14 protein-coding genes and 1 tRNA gene are annotated in these 23,418 nt (G+C 43.1%); 2 read left to right on the top strand and 13 right to left on the bottom strand.

What is annotated here, in order from left to right:
- Positions 1-72, bottom strand: a tRNA-Glu gene (locus AC5RDS_RS08695).
- A gap of 270 nt (positions 73-342) precedes the next feature.
- Here AC5RDS_RS08695 and rsmI point away from each other — a divergent pair.
- Complete coding sequence (rsmI, locus tag AC5RDS_RS08690; protein ID WP_013612465.1) at positions 343-1,065, top strand: 16S rRNA (cytidine(1402)-2'-O)-methyltransferase; 723 nt, start codon at positions 343-345, stop codon at positions 1,063-1,065.
- Between the two features lie 884 nt (positions 1,066-1,949).
- Here the strand turns inward: rsmI and AC5RDS_RS08685 are convergent.
- The 10 genes from AC5RDS_RS08685 to AC5RDS_RS08640 form a co-directional block, all read right to left on the bottom strand.
- Positions 1,950-3,518 (bottom strand): hypothetical protein, encoded by a 1,569-nt coding sequence (locus AC5RDS_RS08685; protein WP_118104898.1) that lies wholly within the window; start codon positions 3,516-3,518, stop codon positions 1,950-1,952.
- 121 nt (positions 3,519-3,639) lie between these two features.
- Positions 3,640-6,366: a WD40 repeat domain-containing protein gene (locus tag AC5RDS_RS08680; protein ID WP_494222301.1), complete on the bottom strand. Its 2,727-nt coding sequence runs from the start codon at positions 6,364-6,366 to the stop codon at positions 3,640-3,642.
- 83 nt (positions 6,367-6,449) lie between these two features.
- Entirely contained in the window at positions 6,450-9,083 is a 2,634-nt protein-coding gene (locus tag AC5RDS_RS08675) for a S9 family peptidase (protein ID WP_494222300.1), read from the bottom strand.
- A 5-nt stretch (positions 9,084-9,088) separates the two neighbouring features.
- On the bottom strand, positions 9,089-10,432 hold the full coding sequence (locus AC5RDS_RS08670; protein ID WP_494222299.1) for a TlpA family protein disulfide reductase: 1,344 nt from the start codon (positions 10,430-10,432) through the stop codon (positions 9,089-9,091).
- Positions 10,423-11,964 (bottom strand): PKD-like family lipoprotein, encoded by a 1,542-nt coding sequence (locus tag AC5RDS_RS08665; protein ID WP_022161109.1) that lies wholly within the window; start codon positions 11,962-11,964, stop codon positions 10,423-10,425. The genes AC5RDS_RS08670 and AC5RDS_RS08665 overlap by 10 nt, the downstream gene beginning before the upstream one ends.
- A 13-nt stretch (positions 11,965-11,977) precedes the next feature.
- On the bottom strand, positions 11,978-12,781 hold the full coding sequence (locus AC5RDS_RS08660) for a DUF4843 domain-containing protein (RefSeq protein ID WP_022161108.1): 804 nt from the start codon (positions 12,779-12,781) through the stop codon (positions 11,978-11,980).
- 16 nt (positions 12,782-12,797) lie between these two features.
- Entirely contained in the window at positions 12,798-14,156 is a 1,359-nt protein-coding gene (locus AC5RDS_RS08655) for a RagB/SusD family nutrient uptake outer membrane protein (protein ID WP_087382284.1), read from the bottom strand.
- A gap of 12 nt (positions 14,157-14,168) precedes the next feature.
- On the bottom strand, positions 14,169-17,528 hold the full coding sequence (locus AC5RDS_RS08650; protein ID WP_087382288.1) for a SusC/RagA family TonB-linked outer membrane protein: 3,360 nt from the start codon (positions 17,526-17,528) through the stop codon (positions 14,169-14,171).
- A 94-nt stretch (positions 17,529-17,622) separates the two neighbouring features.
- Positions 17,623-18,783 carry a FecR family protein gene (locus AC5RDS_RS08645; RefSeq protein WP_494222298.1) on the bottom strand — a complete coding sequence of 387 codons (1,161 nt, stop codon included), beginning with the start codon at positions 18,781-18,783 and terminating at the stop codon, positions 17,623-17,625.
- Between the two features lie 297 nt (positions 18,784-19,080).
- The gene (locus tag AC5RDS_RS08640) at positions 19,081-19,641 is read right to left on the bottom strand and encodes an RNA polymerase sigma-70 factor (RefSeq protein WP_013612475.1); all 561 of its coding nucleotides are present in this window, start codon (positions 19,639-19,641) and stop codon (positions 19,081-19,083) included.
- Between the two features lie 166 nt (positions 19,642-19,807).
- On the opposite strand from AC5RDS_RS08640, the gene hydE reads away from it, so the two are divergent.
- A complete protein-coding gene (gene hydE, locus AC5RDS_RS08635; RefSeq protein WP_013612476.1) occupies positions 19,808-20,890 on the top strand; it encodes a [FeFe] hydrogenase H-cluster radical SAM maturase HydE in 1,083 nt (360 codons plus the stop codon).
- Position 20,891: 1 nt separating this feature from the next.
- On the opposite strand, the gene AC5RDS_RS08630 is transcribed toward hydE, so the two are convergent.
- Entirely contained in the window at positions 20,892-21,548 is a 657-nt protein-coding gene (locus AC5RDS_RS08630) for a LysE family translocator (RefSeq protein ID WP_013612477.1), read from the bottom strand.
- 45 nt (positions 21,549-21,593) lie between these two features.
- Positions 21,594-23,402 (bottom strand): bifunctional lysophospholipid acyltransferase family protein/GNAT family N-acetyltransferase, encoded by a 1,809-nt coding sequence (locus tag AC5RDS_RS08625; RefSeq protein ID WP_013612478.1) that lies wholly within the window; start codon positions 23,400-23,402, stop codon positions 21,594-21,596.
- Between the last annotated feature and the right edge of the window lie 16 nt (positions 23,403-23,418).

Genomic DNA, 23,418 nt, shown 5'->3' with positions numbered 1-23,418 from the left:
TAGTCTGTACGGGAATCGAACCCGTGTTACAAGAATGAAAATCTTGCGTCCTAACCCCTAGACGAACAGACCATAGTTTTGCTTAGCGGATGCAAATATACGGCAAATTTATTTCCTGGCAAAAAAAATATCTTTTTTTTTCTCAAAATCCTCAACATTTTATCTAACCTTCTATTATTTAGCAAAATAGGACAAGAAAATGTAAAATAAAAAAACAGTTTGTACTTACCGATGTAAAGCCCGACTAAAATTCAAACTGGAATCTCAATTATATTCCATTTCCCAAGCGAATCATTACCTTTGTATGCAATATAAATTGGAAACCAATAAGTATAACCAGTCATGGGTAAATTATATTTAATTCCTACTCCCGTAGGGAATATGGAAGATATCACATTACGTGCACTTCGTTTATTGAAAGAAGTGGACCTGGTTTTAGCAGAAGACACGCGTACCAGTGCCAAGCTATTGAAGCATTATGAGATCACCACTCCCCTGCTTTCTCATCATAAATTCAACGAACACCAGCAAGTAGACCGGATAGCGGAAAGACTGGAAAGAGGAGAGAATATAGCCCTGATCAGTGATGCCGGTACTCCGGGAATTTCCGACCCAGGCTTCCTGCTCACCCGTACCTGCGTAGAACGGGGAATAGCCACGGAATGCTTGCCGGGAGCGACTGCTTTCGTTCCGGCCCTGGTCAATTCAGGATTTCCTTGCGACCGTTTCTGTTTTGAAGGATTTCTGCCCCAGAAAAAAGGCCGGCAAAAGAAGTTGAGTGCCTTAGCAGAGGAAAACAGAACTATGATTTTTTATGAATCCCCGTTCCGTCTGGTAAAAGCCCTGGAACAAATGGCAGAGGTATTCGGCCCGACCCGTCATGCTTGTGTGGCCCGGGAAATCAGTAAAATGTTCGAAGAATTCAAAAGAGGGACTCTCGAAGAACTGGCCGGCTGGTATAAACAAAACGGCGTGAAAGGAGAGATTGTGCTGATCGTCGCCGGTAAAGACTATAACCTGGCAGAAGAGGAAGGATTACACATCGAAATCGAAGAGGAAGAGTAACAAGAAAGGTTCAGGTAAATAAATGACGTGTACTATCAAGCTGAATGAAGCAAAATAATACACGTCATCAATAGTATTATCTATTTCCTGAATATTTCTCTCCTAATCGGATGTTTTCCGGACCATCTCGATCATCTGGCTCAATTCGGCTACGATTTCCTCATCACTGCCGGCAGCTCCCGTTACTTTAAATCGGACGTTCAGAAAAAGCAAGACGACACTCGACAGAGCTCCAATAGTTCCCGAACACGAACACCTTCGACTCACGTTATCACTACATGGGAAACAAACTGTGACCTAAAAAACATGAACTTCTACGAAACAGCCGTTTTCCGATTCCTTACATTAAGATTACGAATTAATTTAGAAATCAGTATTTTGTAAATAATAAGAAAATCCGGTCAAATAGCCTAGGTATCCGTATTCCACCTGTTTTTCAAGCTTATAATATTTTCCTTCTCCTTTCTTTGGTCTGTAGTGCAAACGGAAGATGGAGGGTTTTGTGGCGGAAAACCATTGGAACAGGAACGAGTGTCCGGTTAGGTTTTCCGAACGCCCGACCGGTGGTGTTTGACGAACGAAGTGAGGAGTTCCGCCGGTCAGTGAGTTCTTCGAATAAGCGAGAGAAAAACAAAATCTTTTGTTTTTCCGAGCAGGAGAAGAACCGATGAAATCAACGAAAGCCTTACCGGACCGTTCCAGGCGAACCGGCCTGACGGTATAAAATCCGAAATCGGAATAGAAAGAAAAAAAATTAAACCTAGGTATAAATTAATTGAGTGTATATTCTTAAGACAAAAAGGTTACAAGGCCAAAAGGTAAATGAACCCTTGAAATCCTTGTAACCTCTATTGTTTTTTATTCCGACTCTTTACCCGAATATGTTAAAAATCGTCCAGATCGGTGATCACGGCTTTTGCGACCAGTTTCAGGTCGAACGATAATTTCGCATCTGCAGCAACAACCACTTCTTGATTATTTGTTGTCGAAGCTTTCACTTCCAAAAGGATATTTTCTGTTTGTCCTAATTTTTTAGCTTGTGCCTGAGTCAGATTAAATTCCAGCACACTCTCCTTACCGTTGGCAGCCTGAATAATATCCCGCCCTTTCACAGCGGTAAGGCTTTCCAATTTCTCGCCATTTTCTCCCAACAGCACCAGGGTCGGAATCCGGAGATTCAATGGAAGTCCATTGACAGCAGTAATCGTAATTACACCTTCTTTGATCCTATCCGCATACTTGGGGTCGATATCAATATCGTTCAGCGTGTCTTTGTAATTGAGTCCTTCGGCACTCAATGCGAAAGGTATCCGGACATAAGCATCCAAGTCGATTTCTCCGTCGCTGTAAATCACATTATCCTCGTCTCCTTGCGGATTTACCGTCACCGTACCTTGATAGGATATATCGCCTGTCGGTGGCAAAGACAGGAAGTCTACAATATTGGAATTATCCTTATTCAACCCTAAAGTATCGGGAAGCACGATATTCGACTTATTCCCTAAAGTGAGCAACTCTTTTCCTTCTTCTAATTTCAGCGTTAACGTATCTCCTTCTGCGTTTTGTCCATAGAAAGTAGCATCGACACTCATCGGGACACCGATACCTTTGTTGCGAAGAATAATATTCAGTTCAGGCTTGGTGAACTTAAATTTACCCCCGATTTCATCCAAAAAGTCGATATCCATATTAAATTTATCCGGGTCGATAGCGATCGGATCGACTGTGATTTTTCCTTCTGCTTTTTTGAATTTGAGATTATTCAAGCCAAATATCAAATCCAAGTCGGGATTCGTCACCTCAGTTTCCGCCGGAATGACAATATTTACTTCTAAATCGACCTTTTTCTCTGCATCGAGGGTGAGTATAAAATCGTTTAAATCGATAGACTCCGATCCGGTAGCAGGTACAGACTTCTTAATATGCAAAATTTCACCGTTCATCTCAATATCGGGGAATGTAGCCTCGATCTCATAAGGATATCCTATTTCCGGTAACATAAAACAGGCAGAAGCCTGAATTTTTTTCAGTTCACATCCATCAGGCACTTCTTTTAAAGTGGTTGAAGTCTGGAATTCAATTTCTAACGGATGGTCCAATACTAAATGAACTCCCGATACCATACCGGGTATCGTGTATGAGTAGCCGAATTCCAAATCTTCCGCAGGCATATCGAAGACCTGATCGATATCGATATGGTAAATACCTTCTTCGGTATATTGAATGATCAGATCATTTCCTTCTTTTACGACCACATCGTCATCGCCCTGATTGATTAAATCCCAAAGAGTAAAAGACCCCTGAAGCACTTTTAAGGAAACACCCGGCTCCCAGCCTTCTATTTCATTGGTCCATTTATCGGTATCGAAAAGATCGGCATCACCACAAGAAGTACACAAAAGCAGCATAGACAACAAAGCCGCACCACCCCAATTCAAACAAAATTTCATCATAAATATAACATTTACACAATAGTGCAAAATTGTGTTAATTTTTTGGAAAATCAAATTTTTAGAAAAACTATTTTTTGCAATTTATCTATTTTCTAAATCATTCACTTTAAACGTCTTCAAGTCATCGTTGCACCTTATATTTCAGGATCGTATTGTTTCCGGTTCCGGCAAACAAGAAAAATCCGTCATTTCCTAAAAAGACGATTGAAAAAGGCGAATCGCCGGTAATGGGAAATCCTTTGGACAGCTTTCCATCAGCCGATAACAAAAACAAGTGGTTTTGTTCCGGATCGGTCAAGCCGACACGCACGTCTTTAGCAGAGAAACGGTATACATAAGGGAAACCTAAAGTTTTAGCCTCCATTTTCTTCTCGAAAAGCGGCGTTCCATCCAAACGGGTGACCAATACCCGGTTCCCATCGGTAAACAAAACATCCCCGGTCCCATTTCCATCCCAATCCACTATATTCATTTCAAACCGATCGGACAATCCTTCTACCCGGGAAGTCTCTGTCTGACCGGAAAAATTCACCACATGTACCTGTCCTCCCTTACCAGCAAATACCAGAACCGGTTGTCCGCCTTTACGGGTTAAATAGACATCGGTATGAGGTTTCAGATCGAATACGGAAGAAACTCTCACTCTCTCTTTGCCTTTACGGTCCAATATATAAAAACGATACCGATCGGCAAAGACGATATAATCTTTGTCGGCCACCCTGAAATGCTGTACTTTCGAAACGACCGGTTTATCGGTCTTTTGGGGATTCCAGCCTTCTACCGGTTTTCCATCCAAACCGTACAGATATACTTCCCGGTTTTCACAAGGAACAAAGATGCGGTAGTTGCGGTTATTATCATAATCGTACACGGATATTCCCTGCTCGCACTTTCCTTTGAAAGCGACGGGGAAACGCCCCGCTGCATTACCGTTGCGGTCGATCAGGTACATCTTGTCGGGAGTAGAAAACAGGTATTGTAATTTCCCGTTCTTGAAGAGATCGATCTGATATACTTCGCTATTGATCTGCTGCCCGAGAGGAAGTTTCCAAAGCACACGCCCCACATCGTTGATCAGATAAACGGTATGTTGATCGTCCTGCACGAACAATTCCTTCTCACCCGTCACATGATTGGTCACGGGAACGGGCTTCATACTCACTTTCCCATCCAATTTAGTCTGCCACAATACATGCGGACGAATTTCATCCTTTATCTCGGCTGTACTCAGAAAAAGAGTGGTATAGAGCATATCTCCCTCGTTGGACCACTGCCAGGCCCAGGTAGAAAATACAGACAGTTCCTTTTGACGTCGAGTCAGGAATTGCTGCCAACTTCCCTGAGTCAAAGAGGTATAAAAAGGTAAAACCTCAGCCGTACGGGCAAAATAAGCCATATTGTATTTTCCGGCCAAACGGGTTTTCAGATGCCGATACCATTCGGCATCGCGGATGACGCTCCCATGCACATAATCGCGGGCAAAACTCTTTACCGCACTCTCGGAGGAAGCAAAAATCAGGTAGTTATCCTCCACCAACACGCAACGGCATTTTATCCCTTCAAAAATATATCCCCAATAAACGGCAGCCAGATCATCAGCCGGGAAAAGATAGTAACGGAAAGTTTTTTCCCGATCGAGGTTATATTCTTTTAAATAGTTTTCTGAAGACTGATTATCGAAACGGGCATATTCCTTCATCATTTTCTCCAACACCACTTTACACAGGCTACCCGATTTAAGACTGGCTACGATAAGCCCATCCCTTTCGCGGGTCGCTTCATTATAGGCCAGATCTACAACAGCAAACTCTCCCTGCAACAAATCGCGCAACTCTTCTTCACGTCCCTTTCCGAACATCTTGACGAACTGCTGCTTTCGCCTGAAGATATTTTCTTTTTGTCCTACCGTATAGCGGTAATTGTCCAAAGCAGCAAAGTAAGCTGCAGGATTACTCAGGTTCAGCAATCCTAACGAGAGCAGACCGGAAGGCAGTACCCCGTCGATATTCGCTTCCCGGGCCTGTTGTTTTTCCAATGTAGCGATGTACGAACCATCCAGTCCACTATAGTTCATAAATCCGTTCAGACAAATCCCCTGTCCGCTGAAATCTCCGTCCAAAGCTCCCCATTTGAAAAAACGGGTGATATCGACATGGGGAAAAACCTTTTTAACCTGGATATACAAAGGCATCAACTCTGTAAAAGCTCCGGTATTCAACAGAATATTTATACCGGCACCGGCTGAAAAATATTTATTCAGATTCTGATAATGGGGTTTGACTCCTTCCCCGGCTTCTTCAAGGTCGAATTGTTTCAGTCCGTCTTCGATATACAGGTCCGAATCCGACAACAAGATAATACCGCCGCAAACAGCAAAATAAGCGATCTCTTTCCCTTGTTTTAAAGTATATATTTTATGCCGGTCGTATTTCCGTACCTTCTCCCCTCCGGCAGCAAAAGTCCGGTTCAGAAAATCGGTTACTTCTCCCCGGGAAATGACATCTTTGTTATCCATCACATAGAGGAAAGCGACGTCGCTCTTGCCTTCCACCCGGGCTGCCACAACGTAAGGATGTGCCTTCACCAGCCCTTGTTGTTGTAAAGTATCGGTTATCCGGACCAACAACTTCCGGCGAAACACTTTCAAATCGGCCGCAAAAGCCTGCCGGATCTCAGGTGCTAACTCAGCCCCGACATTAACCGTCACCACGACAGCCGAATTGTAAGGGATAAAAGAATCTTTACTACCGGCCCGCATTTTCCCCTCTTCATTGATATACCAAATGGCACAAACAACGACAGCAAGCAGGATAACGGCCAATAATGATAATAGAATCCCTTTTTTCATACAATTTAACGTCGGTATACAACAAGCTATTTCAAAGCAAAATTAATAAAAAATGCCGGCACTGCCGGCATGATCTGGTAAAATTATTCTTCTCCTTTCTTTTTCAGGTAAGTTCGTCCTTCCAATATCCAATCGGCCGCAACCGTTTTTTTCAGATAATAATCGAAATAATCCATGACACGCCCGGTTTGATCCAAGGTATTCATTTGTCCACCGATTGTATGTCCTTCGCCCTCATAGGTCAATAGGATACAAGGTTTTCCAAGCCTGCGCATGGTAATATACATTTCCAGTCCCTGACTCCAATCGACGGCCTGGTCTTCAGTTCCGAAGATCATCAATAGCGGCGTCTGAATGTTTTCTGCCTGAAATACCGGGGAATTACAGATATATTGCCGGGAGATTTGCCACCAGGGTAATCTGAAACGTGCCTGTCCCGTTTCGAACATTTCTTGATTGGAACGTCCGCTTTCCCAATAAATACTATTATACATACTTATCATATCTGTCAGAGGTGCTCCTGCCACGGCAGCAGCAAAAAGCGGAGTTTGTGTGATAATATAAGCCGTCTGGTAAGCACCCCAGCTATGCCCGATCAACCCCAACCGTGCAGGATCGATATCTTCTCTTTTCAACACTTGCCGAACAGCAGCCGTAACACAGTCTACTGCCGATTCGCCCGGCCGGTTCACCTCATAGGTGATATCAGGCTGAAAAACAAAATAGCCCTGTAACACATAATTCATCGTATTATAAAGATCCGATGCCGAAGGAAAAACAAAATCGTTTAAATGCTGGGACAGTTTCTCGTAAATATGAACGATCATCGGATAGGATTGACCTTCCCGATAGTTTACCGGATAAAACAATGCTCCTTTCAACTCCTTACCCCGTGAATTTTTATAACGGATCAATTCACTTTTACGGAAAATAAATCCGGGGGGACGTAAATTCGTATGTGTCAATTGTTGAAGCCGATTCAGGTTTTCATCACAAACGAATAGTTCGGGAGCTGTAATATTGTCAGCCCATCCGAGTAAGTTCGTCTTTTTATCTGCCGACTGTTCCAAACGTAATGTACCGAATGGCCCATACAGTAAAGGGCGATGATGCCCTTTGGGATCGAAGCGATAAATTCCGGAAGCCCCGTCATCACCGGTAGCTCTCAACAACAGGTTACAGTCGGGAGTCAAAACTCCGCGCTGAAATTTCCGGAAAGTGATCTTGTCTTCGCGTCCTCGGGTCAACCGCTTCAATTTCAGCGTAGCCGGCTCGACACTCCAGATATCATATTCGTCATAAAACCAAAAAGCCTTATCTTCTTTCAGCCAACCGGCAATGCCGAACGAGGGAGCGATATCGATGGGGCCATCGTAATATATATCGCTTAATCCAGTAGTCACCTGAGCGGTAAGATTGATATATTCTTCTTTCGCCAAATCGTATGCCCACCAATTTTTATTCTTAAAATAGTAAACATACTTTCCTTCGCGGGAAAAAGAAGCCGACAATATTGTATTCTCCAACAAGCGGGTACGTTTTCCAGTTTCCGTCTGTATCACATAAATATCCCGATGGAGTTCGCGGTAATGGGGCCGATAGGGCTGATCGTCGACAGCCAAAACAAATGCCCCGTCGGCAGAGATACCGGCTATATCGAACAAGGAAGAATCGGCCAGCTGCCTCCAGCGTTTTTCTTCCGGCCACCATACACACAAATAGGTCCGGCTACGATTCAGGTAATACCGGTTTTTCTGACGCGACTGAATTTCCTGATCTTTCCAATGCCAGATATCGACATCTGCTGTAACTTCCGCCCGGGACTTCCCCTGATACCGTTTCGGAGCGATACCGAAAAACAGCTTTTTCCCATCAGCAGACCATTGGGGCGTGTAATATTCACTGATTTTCATATTTGCCGGAAAATCGGCCCAGGCCTCTGCGGCAAAACAGCAGGCCTGCTGCTTGTTTCCGATATTCCGGACGACATGAATTTCCCGGCCTTGCTTCTGCCCTGTACTGTCCGACAACATTTTCATAAACAGAAGCCCGTGATCTGTCCATTTCAATTTTTCATATCCGTTTTTATCGTTTTCTAAAAACAGAAGACGGTAATCATTCAGTTCCAATACCTCTAGGCTATTGCTCAGTCCCTTTTCAGTTTTTAGGGTATAGGCCAGGTATTTCCCCGTTGGATCGACCGTATATTCCTGTATATTGGCTATATTCTTTACCCGTTTTTTTTCAAGATCATAAAGATTCAACTCTACGGCATTTTCTGTATTTACTCCTTTTAAAATCAGATGTTTACTATCATTGGTAAAAGTAAAACTTTCCATTCCCCGGAAAATTTGTTCTTCCCCATTAGCAAGGCAAACCAGTTTTACCTGATAGGCAATACCGGCAGCTGCATTTTCTCCCGCCGGTTCCGAAAAAACGATCCAGTGGGAATCTTTGGAAAATTCGGGAGCAGAAGTATTTTTATATTTGTACTCTTTTCCCGACGCGATATGCCGGACAAACAAAGTATCTGTTTTCTCCGCAGCCTGGATTCTCCACATCGCCCATTCGCCGGATGGAGATAACCCGTATTGCAATAGTTTATGCCACAACTCGAATTCATGAAAATCCCGTATTGTTTTATTACTGGCCCATACGTTTCCCATACCTCCTACTCCTATCAGATAAACGCAGAAGGTCAATATTACTTTTTTCAAACCGATCATTTTTTCAATAGATTCTTCAATAATTTTTTTAATGCAGGATTAGAAGGCCGGAGTGCTTCGGTATCTACCCAATTGCCTTCTTTATCGATCAGGATAAACCGGGGAATAGAACCGACATGTAACTCTTCCGGGAGGTAACTCCAATCACCGGCCCACAATTGTACGCCTCCTAATTGATGTTCCCGGACATATTCTTTCCATTTTTTCCGGTTTTTATCTATGGAGATACTGATAAATTCAATCTCTTTTCCCTGAAATTCAGCCTCCAACTGTTGTAAATAAGGGATCTCAGCTTTACAGGGAGCACACCAGGTCGCCCAAACATCGATAAACTTATATTTCCCCCGGAAATCGGCCATGGAGCGGTAGTGTCCGGCTGTGTCGGGAAAGATAAAATTAGAAGCCCGTTCTCCTTTTTGAAGGGTAGAATGGGGGCGTCCCCGGTACTGACATAACCGCAGGCGTTGTTCCTCATTTTGCATCAAAGGAAAATACTTCTGTTCGTAATCACAAAAACGCCCGAAACTAACGGTATCTATTTCAGCCAACACAAATTCGGCTTTCAATAGCGGAGATCCGATTTCGGCTAACCAGTCATCGAAGGAATATTCTCCCTGCCGTATGACAAAAGTCCTTTTATAATTAAAATATTTCCGGAGCAACTGAATACCATAAGGTTGTTGTAAAATACGGTCATCTTCGACGGGAAAGCGTCCGATGAGCTGCCGGTAATAAGCCGATTGTTGTTCTTCGGATTCATAGGATTGCTGATTTTTAGCAATATAAGAAATGAAATCATACAACAGATCGAATTCGATTGTCTCCATCAACTGCTTTTGAAAAAGGGAATCCCGGATAACTGTTGCTTGCAACCACCGGTCCACCTCTAGCCGAACCGAATCGAAACGGGGAAAATAGGCCCCATAAGCTTCTGTCCTGGTGTCCATTTTCAAAGAGCGCTTTATCTCTTTCCATTGTTCCAGTAAACGATTTTCTTCACCGGTGATGTCCACTTGTTTCCAATCCCCGTCGATTCCCTGAAAATGTATTTCATCCCCTGCTTTTACATACATCCGATGATATTCCTTTCCATCATACAGGTAATAAAAACCGGCCTCTGCCGGCTGGAACATAAAAGCAAAACTACCGTTACCGGCAATGGTGGTACCGGCATATTTTACCGGTACCCCATTTTCTACAGTCATCAGTTGCACTTCTCTGGCAGGTACCTTTCCCCCGCTCTTTCCCTTTATCACGGCAAACTCCTCTGCCCTGATTCCTCCCCCCAGAAGGCAACAGATTATCCCTAATAACCACACACGACTATCTATCAATAACATAAATATCCATTACCCATTTTTGAACTCATATACATCACTTCGGAAGGTATTCCTTCGCCCTGATAAACTTCCGGATTATCCTTTACTTTATCCGCCGAAGTATCAAAAAGATAAAGTTTGTAATTACTACCGTTTCCGGTAGCTATGACCAGCTTATTCGTATATTCATCAGGCGCACTATAGCTATTGTCGAAGATAATATGTTTGATCATAACGATCTTTTCTCCTGCCGGCACAGCGGGTTGTCCACCCACTCTTTTCACTTCCTGTTCCCGTTTGTTTTGCAGATCATAGTAGTACAATTTATCGCCTTTGGAAAAATACAACATCTGGAAAGTACGGTTCATTCCAAAACATTCGGCCCGGGTCAACTCGCTTTCCAGCGGAATCTCATCGATGGCTGTAATTCTGTTTTTGAGGAAAGCCGGATCATAATATACCAGACAGGTCAAATCGAAATGAAGGATGGAACGCGCTTGGGCTGCGTCTTTATTCTGCATAACAACGTATCCTTTTCCGCCTTCCCACATCCCTTCGTCGAGAAAACCAGCGTAAAGCGGGTCCCGATCAGGATAAGCCTCAGGGAATTTTGAATGGTCGTCACTATTCAGATAAAGCAAATTCGAATTTCCACGGGCAACGGTACAAAATTTACTGCTCTTGGTATCAAAAAACAGGGGACTCATGGTTCCGTTTTTCGTCATCAAATGGGCCAATTCATAATCACCTGCTTTTGCATAACCGAACTTAGCCGCTCCTAAGGGGGAGCTATGTACGTCGATAGTGAATACTTTCCCATCGTTCACCAAACCGTGTTCCTCCGATCCTCCGAACCATTTACCAGGAGCGACAATACCCTGTTTCTCATAAAAAAGGGAATTGAAATCGCCTAGCATTTTCAAATCACTGATCCGAACCACTTGTAATTCTTTCTCCGATATAACCATCAGACAGGCATTGTTCTTGACCATTTCTTCCTGTTCTTCGTCCATATAAGCATAATCACCGATATAACCCAAAGAACGGGGCCGGCCTGTCAGTGCCTCTCCACGACTTTTCTGTATCAGCCCGGTATTCTGAAAATCCGGAGAAAAGAAATCGATATCGGTGGTCTCCCCATTTTGCTTCATCACATACCATCCCCTGAAATATTTCGATTCTATTATTAATTCTGACTCGATATAATTCGCGATACCGTTCTGTTTATCGCGATATTCAAAAACAAGCCGGTAAATTCCCGGATCGGCAGAAACAATCCAATCTAAATCTTTTTCCTGCGAAAGGGTATCGATTTTCTTATCCCCGGTTGTCTGATAAGTCATCCATACATAATCATAAGTCCGCCCTTTATCTTCCGACTGGATTACAGTAGGAATAGATAAACGGCTCAACAAATCACACCGGTAAACGGGTTTTATTCCGGTTACTTCGGTCCGATTCAGTTCGTGATAATCATAATTGCCTTTATCGTCATAGCATGACCAGCACAGTACAGGCAAGAATGCCAATAAAAATAGATATATCGTTCTCATAGTTCATTCATTATTAAGGGAAAACAACTTCTTTACCATTCTCATCTTTCAAAGGAGGATCGTTTTTCGGATCTGCATTGTATTCGGCTAATGCCTTTTTTATTTTAGCCAGATAATAATCTCTCAGCGAATACGTATCATAATTATCTATAATATAAACCAAAAAATCATTATCCCACTTTTGTCCGGTAATATCGATCATAAAACGATGTTTTACCTCCGACCAATTCCCCAAATAAAGTTTATAGTAGTAGCTATTGTCTTTCCAACGGGTAGGACGTTCCAATTTATCCGAGATTGTGATGTTTTTCACCAGTTTGTTCACTTCTCCGGTCTGGAAGTCATCAGACGGTAATAACCGCAATACCAATTTCCGGGCATTTTTCCGCAAACCGGTATCTTCCCGTTTTATAATCACATTCAACTTCAACACATTCTGATTCGCCGGCAGAATCAACTCGTTTTTTTCGCCTAAAGATTCGTAATGTACGCCCGCTACTGCCGGAAATTCCATATCCACATAAGTGGAATCAACCACCTTTTCGGGTTCTTCCTCATCGTACGTATATTTCCATTCTTTGGTCACTTGTTCGAACCTGATGACACGGGGATAATCCGTCACTTCCCCGACTGAGATCAGCTCGATTTGCAGGGTATCTTTTTGTATGCTTTCGGGATAATAAGCAAAAGTATATACTTCTTCGGTTTTTGTCTTAAATTGTATCCGGTCTGTTCCTTCGAAGGACATATATTCTTCCGAACAACTACAAATCATCGAACAAGCCATCCCTATTCCAACTAAATATTTCAATTTCATACGTTCAAATTTTTAATTATTCAAACTTAATTTCACTTTTCGGCAAAGGCAATACATAAACCGCTTTGCTTCCTTCTGTGTCAGTCCAAAGGATTGTTTTATCGCCCCTGCGTTTGGCTTGGAAAAATTGCTGTCCTTCTCCGTAAAATTCTTTCTGGTACTCCTTGGCCACAAAAGCGTTTTTCAGATCGACAGTAGAAACATTTACGACAGAGATGTTCCGGGCTGCAACCAACTCATCAACTAAAGGTTTATACTCTGTTTCCAGATCGGAACATTCGATCGCAATCAGATACATTTCATACAAACGAATCAAAGGAACTTCCTGTAAACCGGCATCAGGCATCCCTTCTTGTTTATATTTCTCCAGAATATAACGGGTTCCCGACTTTTCAGTAATCTCATTCCATAAATAAGTCACCCGGTAATCGGTAACATCCGATTCGAAAATATCGGTTTTCACCTTGTCTTGATCCTGTTCTACTCCACCGGCGTTTAAAAAATAATCAGAAACAATATCGTTCAGATTATAGACATGTAAAGAAAAAAGATGCTCCGGGGAAGCAATATTGTCTTTTGCAGCAAAATCTGTCCCCTGATTCAATCTGAAATCTTTATTGGCGATAACCCGGCCTGCATACTCCGCTGCTTGGGATTTATCCTGAATCCACAAATAGAACCGGGCTTTCAATGCCAACACCGCCCAATAATTCAAGCGGTTTTGCCGATAACTGAAAAATTCATCGTTCATCCCTTTTTCTTCCACTTCTTTCAACAGAACTTCGGCGTCATTCAAATCTTTTTCCAGATAGCCCACATACTCTTCCCAGGTATTTACTTCATGATAATTTTTAGATACCGTACGTACATAAGACAATATCCTGTCTTTTGTCTGTTCACCCGGTATCGGGCCGAACAGCCGCAAAATATCCAGATGGCAGAAAGCCCTCATCGCCAATGCCTCTCCCTTGATCAGATCATGCATATCCGAAGTCAAAATCCCATTATCCACATAACCGAGCAGATTATTGATATTGACGATCGTATTGTAAAATTTCCCGTAGATATCTTCGATCAATCTTTCGACTTCGGCATTTTTATAATCATAAGCGGCGGTATACCCATCGGTCGCCTGCGGATCTGTCTTCCAATGCTGAGCCAGATTCTCACAAAACTCCATGGTCAACGTTTTCCCATACAGTTTACTGTCTTTCAACATAATATAATTACCGATCAAAGCATTCTTAAAGCCATTTTCATCCGAAAACATCTCTTTTTGCTCGACTTTATCTTTCGGATTGACGCTCAACCAATCGCTACATCCGGTCCCTAACAGGAGGCAGCCTATCATTATATAATAAATCGTCTTTTTCATGTTGCTGAAATTTTAAAAGGTTGCTGAAAGAGAGAAAGTAAATCTCCGGGAAAAAGGGTAGGCGATACCTCTTTCCTGCTTGATGCTCGATACGCGGAATAAATTATCCGTATTAAAAGAGAGAGATAAATATTGGGTTCCCAAGTGTTTTTTCACCCAAGGCTGTAAGAAATCGTATTTTACCTGTATGCTCTGACATTCGAGGGTATTCTCTTTTTGCACGAAACGGGATGACATCTGAGTTTCCTGCGTATTCTTGATATCTTTAAAGAAAGTATGATCCCCCGGATTTACCCAACGGTCTTTATACACCCTTCGGTCTACATTGTATCTGGTATCCGCATTCTCTACCCGATTCACCAAAGTTGAATTATATTGAGATCCCCCCAAGCGATAACCGAAAGACAGGTTCACACTCAAGTCGCGGAAAGTAAACATAGTATTGATATTTCCTCTGAATTTAGGATCGGTTACTCCACAGGCCACTTTATCACGGGCATCCCAATTGAATGTGACATTACCGAAGCGGTCGATAAACAATTCCTGTCCGGTACTGGGATCGATCCCCAGAGAAGGGACGACATAGATGGTCCGCAAAGCCTCTCCTTCCCGATACATGAAATTCGGGTTAGATCCTCCTTGTAATTCCAATTCCTCGTTGGCCACTTTCAATGCCTCGGAGATTTTGACAATCTCGTTCTTTTCATGAATGAAGCTGGCAGATACCGACCAAATGATATTCTTTTCCGTATTCCGGATGGGATATCCTGACAAAGCCACTTCAACTCCCTTATTCTTCACTTTACCGACATTATCTGTATAACTGGGGAAACCATTCGTCAAAGGAAGATACATTTCAGACAATAAATTATTAGTCTGGTTTGTATATATATCGGTTGTCACTTTCAAGCGGTTATGAAATGCTCCGATTTCCAATCCGAAGTTCCATTTGTCGGTTTTCTGCCATTCCAGGTCATCATTGGCCAGACCTTTCAGGTGGCTTCCGAACCAATACCGGTACCGATCGTCGGTATAATATTCATAAGTAGCAAGGGCCTGATAAGCATCGAAATTCACCGATCCGGTCACCGCATAAGAACCCCGCAATTTCAGACGATCCAGCCACAATACATTTTCCATAAACTTTTCTTTATGAATATTCCAACCGATCCCGAAAGAATAAAAGGGCGCGAAGCGTTTCGAACTACCGAACTGGGAGGCCCCGTCCATACGATAAGCAACGTCGGCGAAATAACGATTGTCGTAGATGTAATTCACATTCCCCGTTACACCGATGCGCCGGTTGAGCGATTCGGATCCGGTAGGTTTTCCATCTTTCTGGTATTGAAGAGCCATCGATAGAAATTTAATATTGGATTGGGGAAAACCTTCTACCTGAAATGTATAAGAATGCGATTTATCCTGGGCGAGATTATAATCCAAACCGACATAAAGCTCATGTTTTTCTTTGAAATTCCGGGAATAACTCAAAGTCAGACTCCAATCATAACTGAAGCTTTTCCCCGAAGAATAGATATATTCTCCTTTACGGAAAATCTGTTCATCCGAATAATCCTTAAATTTGGTATGGTCGGCAGGTTTAAAATTATCATAATCATTCACCTGTTTCGACAAACCGATGCGGGAACGCAAGGTCAGGCCTTCCCAGGGTTTCCATTCTACATCGAAGTTATTGGTAATAGTCGTATAAGTCTTTTTATCGACCAAATCGAGCATAGCATTGTAAAGCGGATTTTCAGGGGCAGTATTCCAAAAATCTCCTTTTTGTTCGAGTTCTTTCAACACTTTACCATCTTCTCCGCGTTCCCGCCAGTAAGGATTGAGTTTCACATACTGATCGAAGGATCCGTAAGGTGATTCATTCGATTCGCTCAGTCCGACTTCGAGGTTATTGCGGAACAATAATTTTTCTTGCTGATACATCAGGTTAATATTCCCGTTGAAAGTTTTCCGGTCGGACCCTTTCATCACCCCCAGGATATCGTTATATTGAACAGAAGCAGAATAACGGAAGCCGTCATTCCCTCCTCCTTCCAACCGCAGGTTGTGCTTGTGTCCTACACCCGTACGCAAAGGCTTCGACAACCAATAAGTATCGACTCCCCGTTCTACTTCTTGTTTGATCCTGGCCTGCCTTTTCCTCAACGCCATTTCCATATCGGCCCATTCGTTTTTATATAAACCGGCACTCTCTTCCAACTGAAGTTTTTCAGCAGCATTCAATACATCGTAATCGCTCAGATCAGGCACCTCGATATTCACACTTCCCCGATAAGACAACCTCAATTTTCCAGCCTCGGGTTGTTTAGTCTCGATGACAATCACTCCATTAGCTCCCCGGGATCCATAAATCGCGGTAGCCGAACCGTCTTTCAACAAAGTCACTGAACTAATATCCTCGTCGTTTAAATCCAGCATCCGGGTGAGACTGATCTCAAAACCATCCAGGATTATCAAGGGAGTATTCAAATCTACTTTCGTTTCATTTTTCAGGTCCTCTACCGTCGGTAAACTGGAAGTTCCCCGGATCTGTACTTCCGGTAAATGGTTCGGATCTGCCCCATAGACATTGTTTTCGATAATATTGAAGGTCGGATCGATATTTTTCAACGTAGATAATAAATTACGTCCCCGAAAAGATTTCAGTTCTTTCTCCGTAATTGTCGATACCGAACCGGTAAAACTCTCCTGAGATTTCTTAAAAATACCGGTTACCACAACTTCATCCATTTCGGCCACTTCCTCCTCTAATTTTATTTTCAATTCACTTTGGCCATTATACCGAACTTCCAAGGGTTTCATCCCGACAAAAGAAAAAGCCAATACAACCTCTTTGGTATCGGGTAATTCGAAACGGAATTTACCGTTCACATCGGTAGAGACTCCGAGCTGAGTTCCTTTGATCCGTACGGTTACCCCAGGCAAGGGTGTACCCCGGACATCCGTTACCTGTCCCTGAATAACCTGTACCTGTTTCGTCTGGGTAACCTCATCGAGTTTACGGATAATAATGGTCTTATCCGTAATATCGTACACCAGCTTCGTCCCTTGTAAACAGTTTTTCAATACCTCCTCGATCGTTGCATCCTTCATTTGTACATTCCGTTGAGTGATCCCTACCAAATCGGCATCACTATACACAAAACTAAAGTCAGAATGAAGGCGGATTTCCTGAATCACTTCTTTGAGGGTTGCATTTTGTAAATTCAGGTCCAAACGCAACTGTTGTGCATAGACATTTGCTTTTATCTGCAAGGTCAATAGCAGTAAAAAAATAAAACTCGCTTTCATCACTAAAAAATGAATGATTTTTCTACACCCCGGACTAGGGTATAAAGACTTTTTTTTCATAATTTTGTATTTAAAGTTCAACAAACGCTCATTATCTGTTAGCAGCAGAAATGAACATGAATTTCAGGGCAGTGTTAGCAGCACTGCCTTTGTATTATCTGACAATCACTGTATTTTTATTTATTTCGAATTGTATTTTTCCTGTACTCTGCATTAGTTCCAGTACCTGAGCAAATTTCTCATGCTTCCGGATATTCAAAGAAAAAGGTATTTCTTTTGCTGCGGAAGTGGCATAAAACACCTCGAATGAATACCAACGCCCCAAGTCTTTCAAAATCCGCTCTAATGAACAATTATCGAACACCAATCGTCCGTCTTTCCAACCCACAAACAACTCAGTATCCACAGCAGCCACTTTCACGGCCTCTGTTTGTTTATCGAACACAGCTTGCTCCGAAGGTTTCAACTCATACACCTGTTTCCCGGCCGACACATTTACCCGGCCCGAGACCAGGGTCGTACGAATTTCTCTTTCATCGGCATAAGCCCTGATACCGAAAGTAGTGCCCAACACGTTGACCTGCATACCGCCGATATCGACGACAAACGGTTTCTCCGGATTTCGTTTTACCTCGAAATAAGCTTCTCCTTCCAATTTCACTTTGCGCAGATCGCCCGAAAACAGTACGGGATATTTCAAGCTGGATTCGGCATTCAAAAACACCTTCGAGCCATCGGCTAAAACCAAGGTATACTCTCCTCCCCGGGGCACTTTTAAAGTATGATATTCTTCCCCTCCCTTTACTCCCTCTTCGCAATACTTCAAAGAATCGGACCTCACCTCCCAATGTCCCCCCTGCATTTGTCCCCGGACAGCTGTTTCCCCCAAATCGATACTCGTTCCGTCGGCCAACTCGAGCACGGCATAGGATTTCCCAGGAATAAAAGGTACTGAAATAAGCGTTTTTTCTTGAGGAGTACGACTCAATTTTATAAAATAACCACTGGCAATCAATAAAGGGAGAAAGATAGCTGCGGCATAACGATACCAGCGGATCGTTCTCTTGCCCCTGTCCCGACCGACCGTTCTTTGCCGGATGATCTCCCATTCGGATTGGGTATCGGATTCATTTTTCACAAAACGACCTATACTCCGTTGCCAATGGGCAGAGGATAACAAACGCCGAAAAAGAAGTTCATGTGCTTCAGATGCAGCACGCCATCGCTCAAGCTCCCGGCTTTCTTCTTCATTCAATCGATCCCGGAGATAACGGAATATCAATCGGCTCAGGTGTCGTTGTGTTTTAATATTCATCACTTCAATCGCAGGTTGTTTCTATTATAACACGCAATCCCTGCTTTGGTGTAATATAAAAAGTCATTTTTTTAATTTTAACTAAAAAATAGAAGTTGCAAGGGTTGCAGAAATTTAAGCCAACGAGTAGTTTTTGCGAAAAAACTTTCAGTTTGCCGAGACTCACTTCATTCTCGTCGAGAGCCCCAGGGCCTGTGTAGAATAATCTTTAATTCAATGATTCCCGACAGAAATCGAAGGATTGGTCATGCAATATCGACCCGGAAATATAGCCCAATGCCCCGTCCCTGTGGTTTATTAAGGAAATTGACAAAGAACCAGTAAGGAAAGAATATGTTTCAGGCGCTCACGCATATAATGGTTGGCATTATTCTTATGTTTTTTGACGGTATTTACCGTAATCTGAAGGATTTCAGCTATTTCTTCATGTTTTTTCCCTTCAAGGCTCAGGCGGTATACCTCCCGGCAAGCCGGAGGAAGTTCATTGAAAACTCCTAATAATAATTCGAATAATTCGGTTTCCAGGATATGATCCCAAAAAGATTCCAGTTCTTCTTCGTGGAGAGCCACTTCGGCATAACGATCTTTCACTCCCTGATGCCGGATCGTATTCAGACAACTATTTTTTACAGCCTTATACAAAAAAGCTTTGATCGTTTCTTCTGTTTTAAAATCAACTCTTTTCTCCCATAGACAAACAAACACATCCTGTACGATATCGTCGATCACCTCTCCCTCCTCGACATATTTCGCAGCAAAATAACGTAAAGCAGGAGCATATTTTTCATATAATATACGAAAAGCCTTTTCCTGTCCTACCGAAAAATCCCGGATAATATGTTCGTTTATACTTCCCAAGTCTGCCGTTTAAAAGAGTTATTCACCGATTCTATTTTTGCAAAAGTGATAAAAAATCTACCGACACCGAAATTTTCGAGTCAAAACAACGGCTAAAAATATAAATTAAATTCAAAATATACCGATTCTCTTTTGTTTTTGTATTTTTACCGTCAAAGAGACAACTATGGAGGTAAAAACGATATTGGGAAAACAGGAACTTAGCAAAACAGATTTAGTGGCGTTGTTGGATTGCCGGGATACAACGGAAGCAGAATTATTCCGGCATAGCCGACAGCTTCGGGATGCGACCATAGGGAACGGCGTTCATATGCGAGGCCTGATCGAGATTTCGAATGTATGCATCAAAGATTGCCTTTATTGTGGGATCCGGAAATCGAACAGCCAGGCCCAGCGCTACGAGCTGAACGATGAAGAAATCGTCGAAGCAGCTATCTTTGCTTACCGGAATCACTATGGTTCGGTGGTGTTACAAGGTGGCGAACGCCATGATCCGGCTTTTATCCTACGCATCGAACGGCTCGTCAGGGAGATCAAACACCTGAGTAACCAGCGTTTGGGGATCACTCTCTCGCTGGGAGAACAAACCGAAGACACCTACCGGAGATGGTTCGATGCAGGAGCTCACCGCTATCTGCTCCGGATCGAAACTTCGAACGAATCACTCTACCGAAAAATTCATCCTGCCGGCCAGCTCCATGATTTTCACACCCGGCTGGAATGTATCCGCAGCCTTCAGCGTTGCGGTTACCAAACCGGTACAGGAGTGATGATCGGACTTCCTTTTCAAACGACCGGAGATCTGGCCGACGATTTGCTTTTTTTGAAATCGATGGATATCGACATGGTGGGTATGGGACCTTATCTGGAACACCGGGATACTCCCCTATGGCGATACCGGGAAGCCCTTCCTTCCCAACAGGAACGTTTAAGATTAGGACTGCATATGGTCAGTTGTCTCCGGCTGTTGATGCCTGATATCAATATCGCCGCGACGACAGCTTTACAGGCAATCGACCCGGAGGGACGGGAAAAAGCGCTGGAAATCGGTGCCAACGTAATCATGCCTAATATCACTCCCCTCGGCAACCGGGGCAACTACCGCCTCTATGAGAATAAGCCGGGCATGGATGAAGGAGCCGAGGAATCGACACGCCGGTTGATGGAAAGCGTCAAGCGAAGCGGATGCGAAATACAACTGGATACGTGGGGAGATTCCCTACACTTTCAGAACAGAGTGAAAAAATAGGTCAGGCTGCGGGCAACAAAGACCGGAAAGGCTCGAAAGCAGCTAAAATCACCAAGCCTCCCAACACGGTGATCAATACCCCGGACACCCGGTTGATGGTGATCAATACCCGAAGCCGGAATTTCTTCCGGAAAATGTTCACCAGCGTCGAAAGCGTATACCACCACAAACCACCGCCGATCACCACGCCGGACAAAACAAACAATTCGATCCGATACGAAGGATCATCTCCGAAAACCGAAGCACCGGCAAAGACAGCCATAAAAACGACAATAGCCACCGGATTAGAAACAGTCAGAAAAAAAAGGGTCAGAAAATCACCCAGCAACCCTTTTTTAGTGACCCGCTTTTTCATCCGGATTTGCTTCAAGGGATTATCGAAATAGATTTTCAATCCTACGATAATCAGAAAAATTCCCCCGATGATCTGTAGGATCAACTCGTGAGTCTGTATGACATTGATCACGAATCCTAATCCGAAAGCCGCCACCGTAGCATAAAAAAGATCTGCACAGGCCGCTCCCATTCCGGCGACAAAACCGGCTAAAGCTCCTTTCTGTAATGTCTTTTGTATAATCAGTACACCCATCGGACCGAGTGGCACCGACACCATCAGTCCGATCAGTATTCCTCTGAAAATATAAACAACATCATACATGCTCTTCAAAGTTAAAATACACCTTATAAACGCTATAATCCGGACTTATACTTCCAGATTATCCGAAGAGAAACGATTCAAAATCGTATCATCATTGATCTCTTTCGACAAAGATTCAATGGTACTCATAGGTACATCGAACAAATCCAGAATCAACAAACCATCCAGGCACATATTAAATTTAGGGTCTATATTGAAACCGACAATACGCCCGTTCAATAAAATATATTTCTTCAATAAAATAGGAAGTTTATCGCTCGAAGGCTCTATATCACCGATCAACTTATCCAGCGTAGCGATATTATCCCCCGAAGCTTCCACCATTACATCCACATCGGGATCATGAGTCTCTACCCGATATTTACAGCGGGGAGAGATACACCGGGCCAACTCGGCATCCCAATGATTTCTGATGATAAACTTCATAATCAGTTCTTTCGAAACCTCCGAATATTTCCCGCTTATCGTCACCGGCCCGATCAGATAGCGGTATTCCGGATTCTTGATCAGGAAGTAAAGAATTCCTTTCCACAGCATAAATAAGGGCAACGGTTTACGCTGATAGTCTTCGATAATAAAAGAACGTCCTAATTCGATCGACTCATACAATACAGGCATGATCTGCTTGCGGATTTTGAACAGAGTATTGATATAAAATCCTTTTATCCCATAACGGTCGATGATATCCTTCCCTTTTCCCACCCGATAGGCCCCGACAATCCGGTCGGTATCGTTGTCCCAAATAAACAGATGATAATAGTATAAATCGAATTCATCCAGATCGATACTCCGGTTGGTGCCCTCGCCGACAGCCCGGAACGTCAGTTCACGCAAACGCCCGATCTCGTTCAGGATGTTCGGAATTTTCATGGTGGGAGCACAATAAACCGTATAATTTTTCATGGAAAACAACAGATAGTCTTCCATGATATCTTTAATTTCCTTTTGTAAAATTTCCACGGGAGTCTCCTTTGCTACCGGTTCGACCTGTTTTTCCGCCTTCTGGGATTTCAGGAAAAATTTTTTCACTTCGAGCGAAGATCCCAATAGATAAGTCTTTGCCCTCAAAAATTTACCGTATTGTATCAGATCGGCGAAAGAATTTTGAGTTTCTACAGAAATCGGATTTCCTACCCGTAATTTAATTACCCGGTTTTTCTTATTCAAGAGTTCCGAAGGTAATTTCACCGTTCGCAGCATCGGATGAATCATACCGAGTATCTGAAACAACATACTATTGGAACCTTTAAAATAAATCGGGATCACCGGCACATCGGCTTTCCGGATCAACTTCAACACAGAACGGCTCCACGCTTTATCTTCAATCGAATTCGAGTCGGCCTGGTAAGCAGATACCTCTCCTGCAGGAAACAGCCCCAACGCCCCTCCTTCCGATAAGTGCCTTAAAGCTTCTTTCAATCCCCCGGCACTCGAAATATCTTTCAGTCCCTCGAAAGGATTCACGCCTAAAAAATAATCTTTGATGGGTACGATCTTCTTCAGCAGAAAGTTAGCCATCACCTTATAATCGGGACGGATTTTACTCAACAACTTGATCAGGATAATCCCGTCAAGCCCACCGAAAGGATGATTGGAAATGGTGATAAAAGCTCCCTCTTTCGGTATTTTCTGAAGATCTTCTTCATTCACTTCGATCGTCACTCCCAGGGCTTCGATCAATCGGTCCAGAAAAGCTTCGGGATTATCGCTATATACATCGGAATACAGCTTGTTGATTTTATTCAGCCGCATGATATACATCACCAGCTTCGCCACCAGGCTTCCGCCCAGATTCCCCCCAAACCGATTCAACTTTGAGGCTTTCAATATATCGTTCGAGTCTATCAGATTCATATTATTTCCTACGTAA

It is taken from the genome of Odoribacter sp. (genome assembly GCF_985060555.1).
The sequence above is the reverse complement of the archived record's forward strand: the minus strand, read 5'-3'. Positions and strand labels throughout refer to the sequence as shown.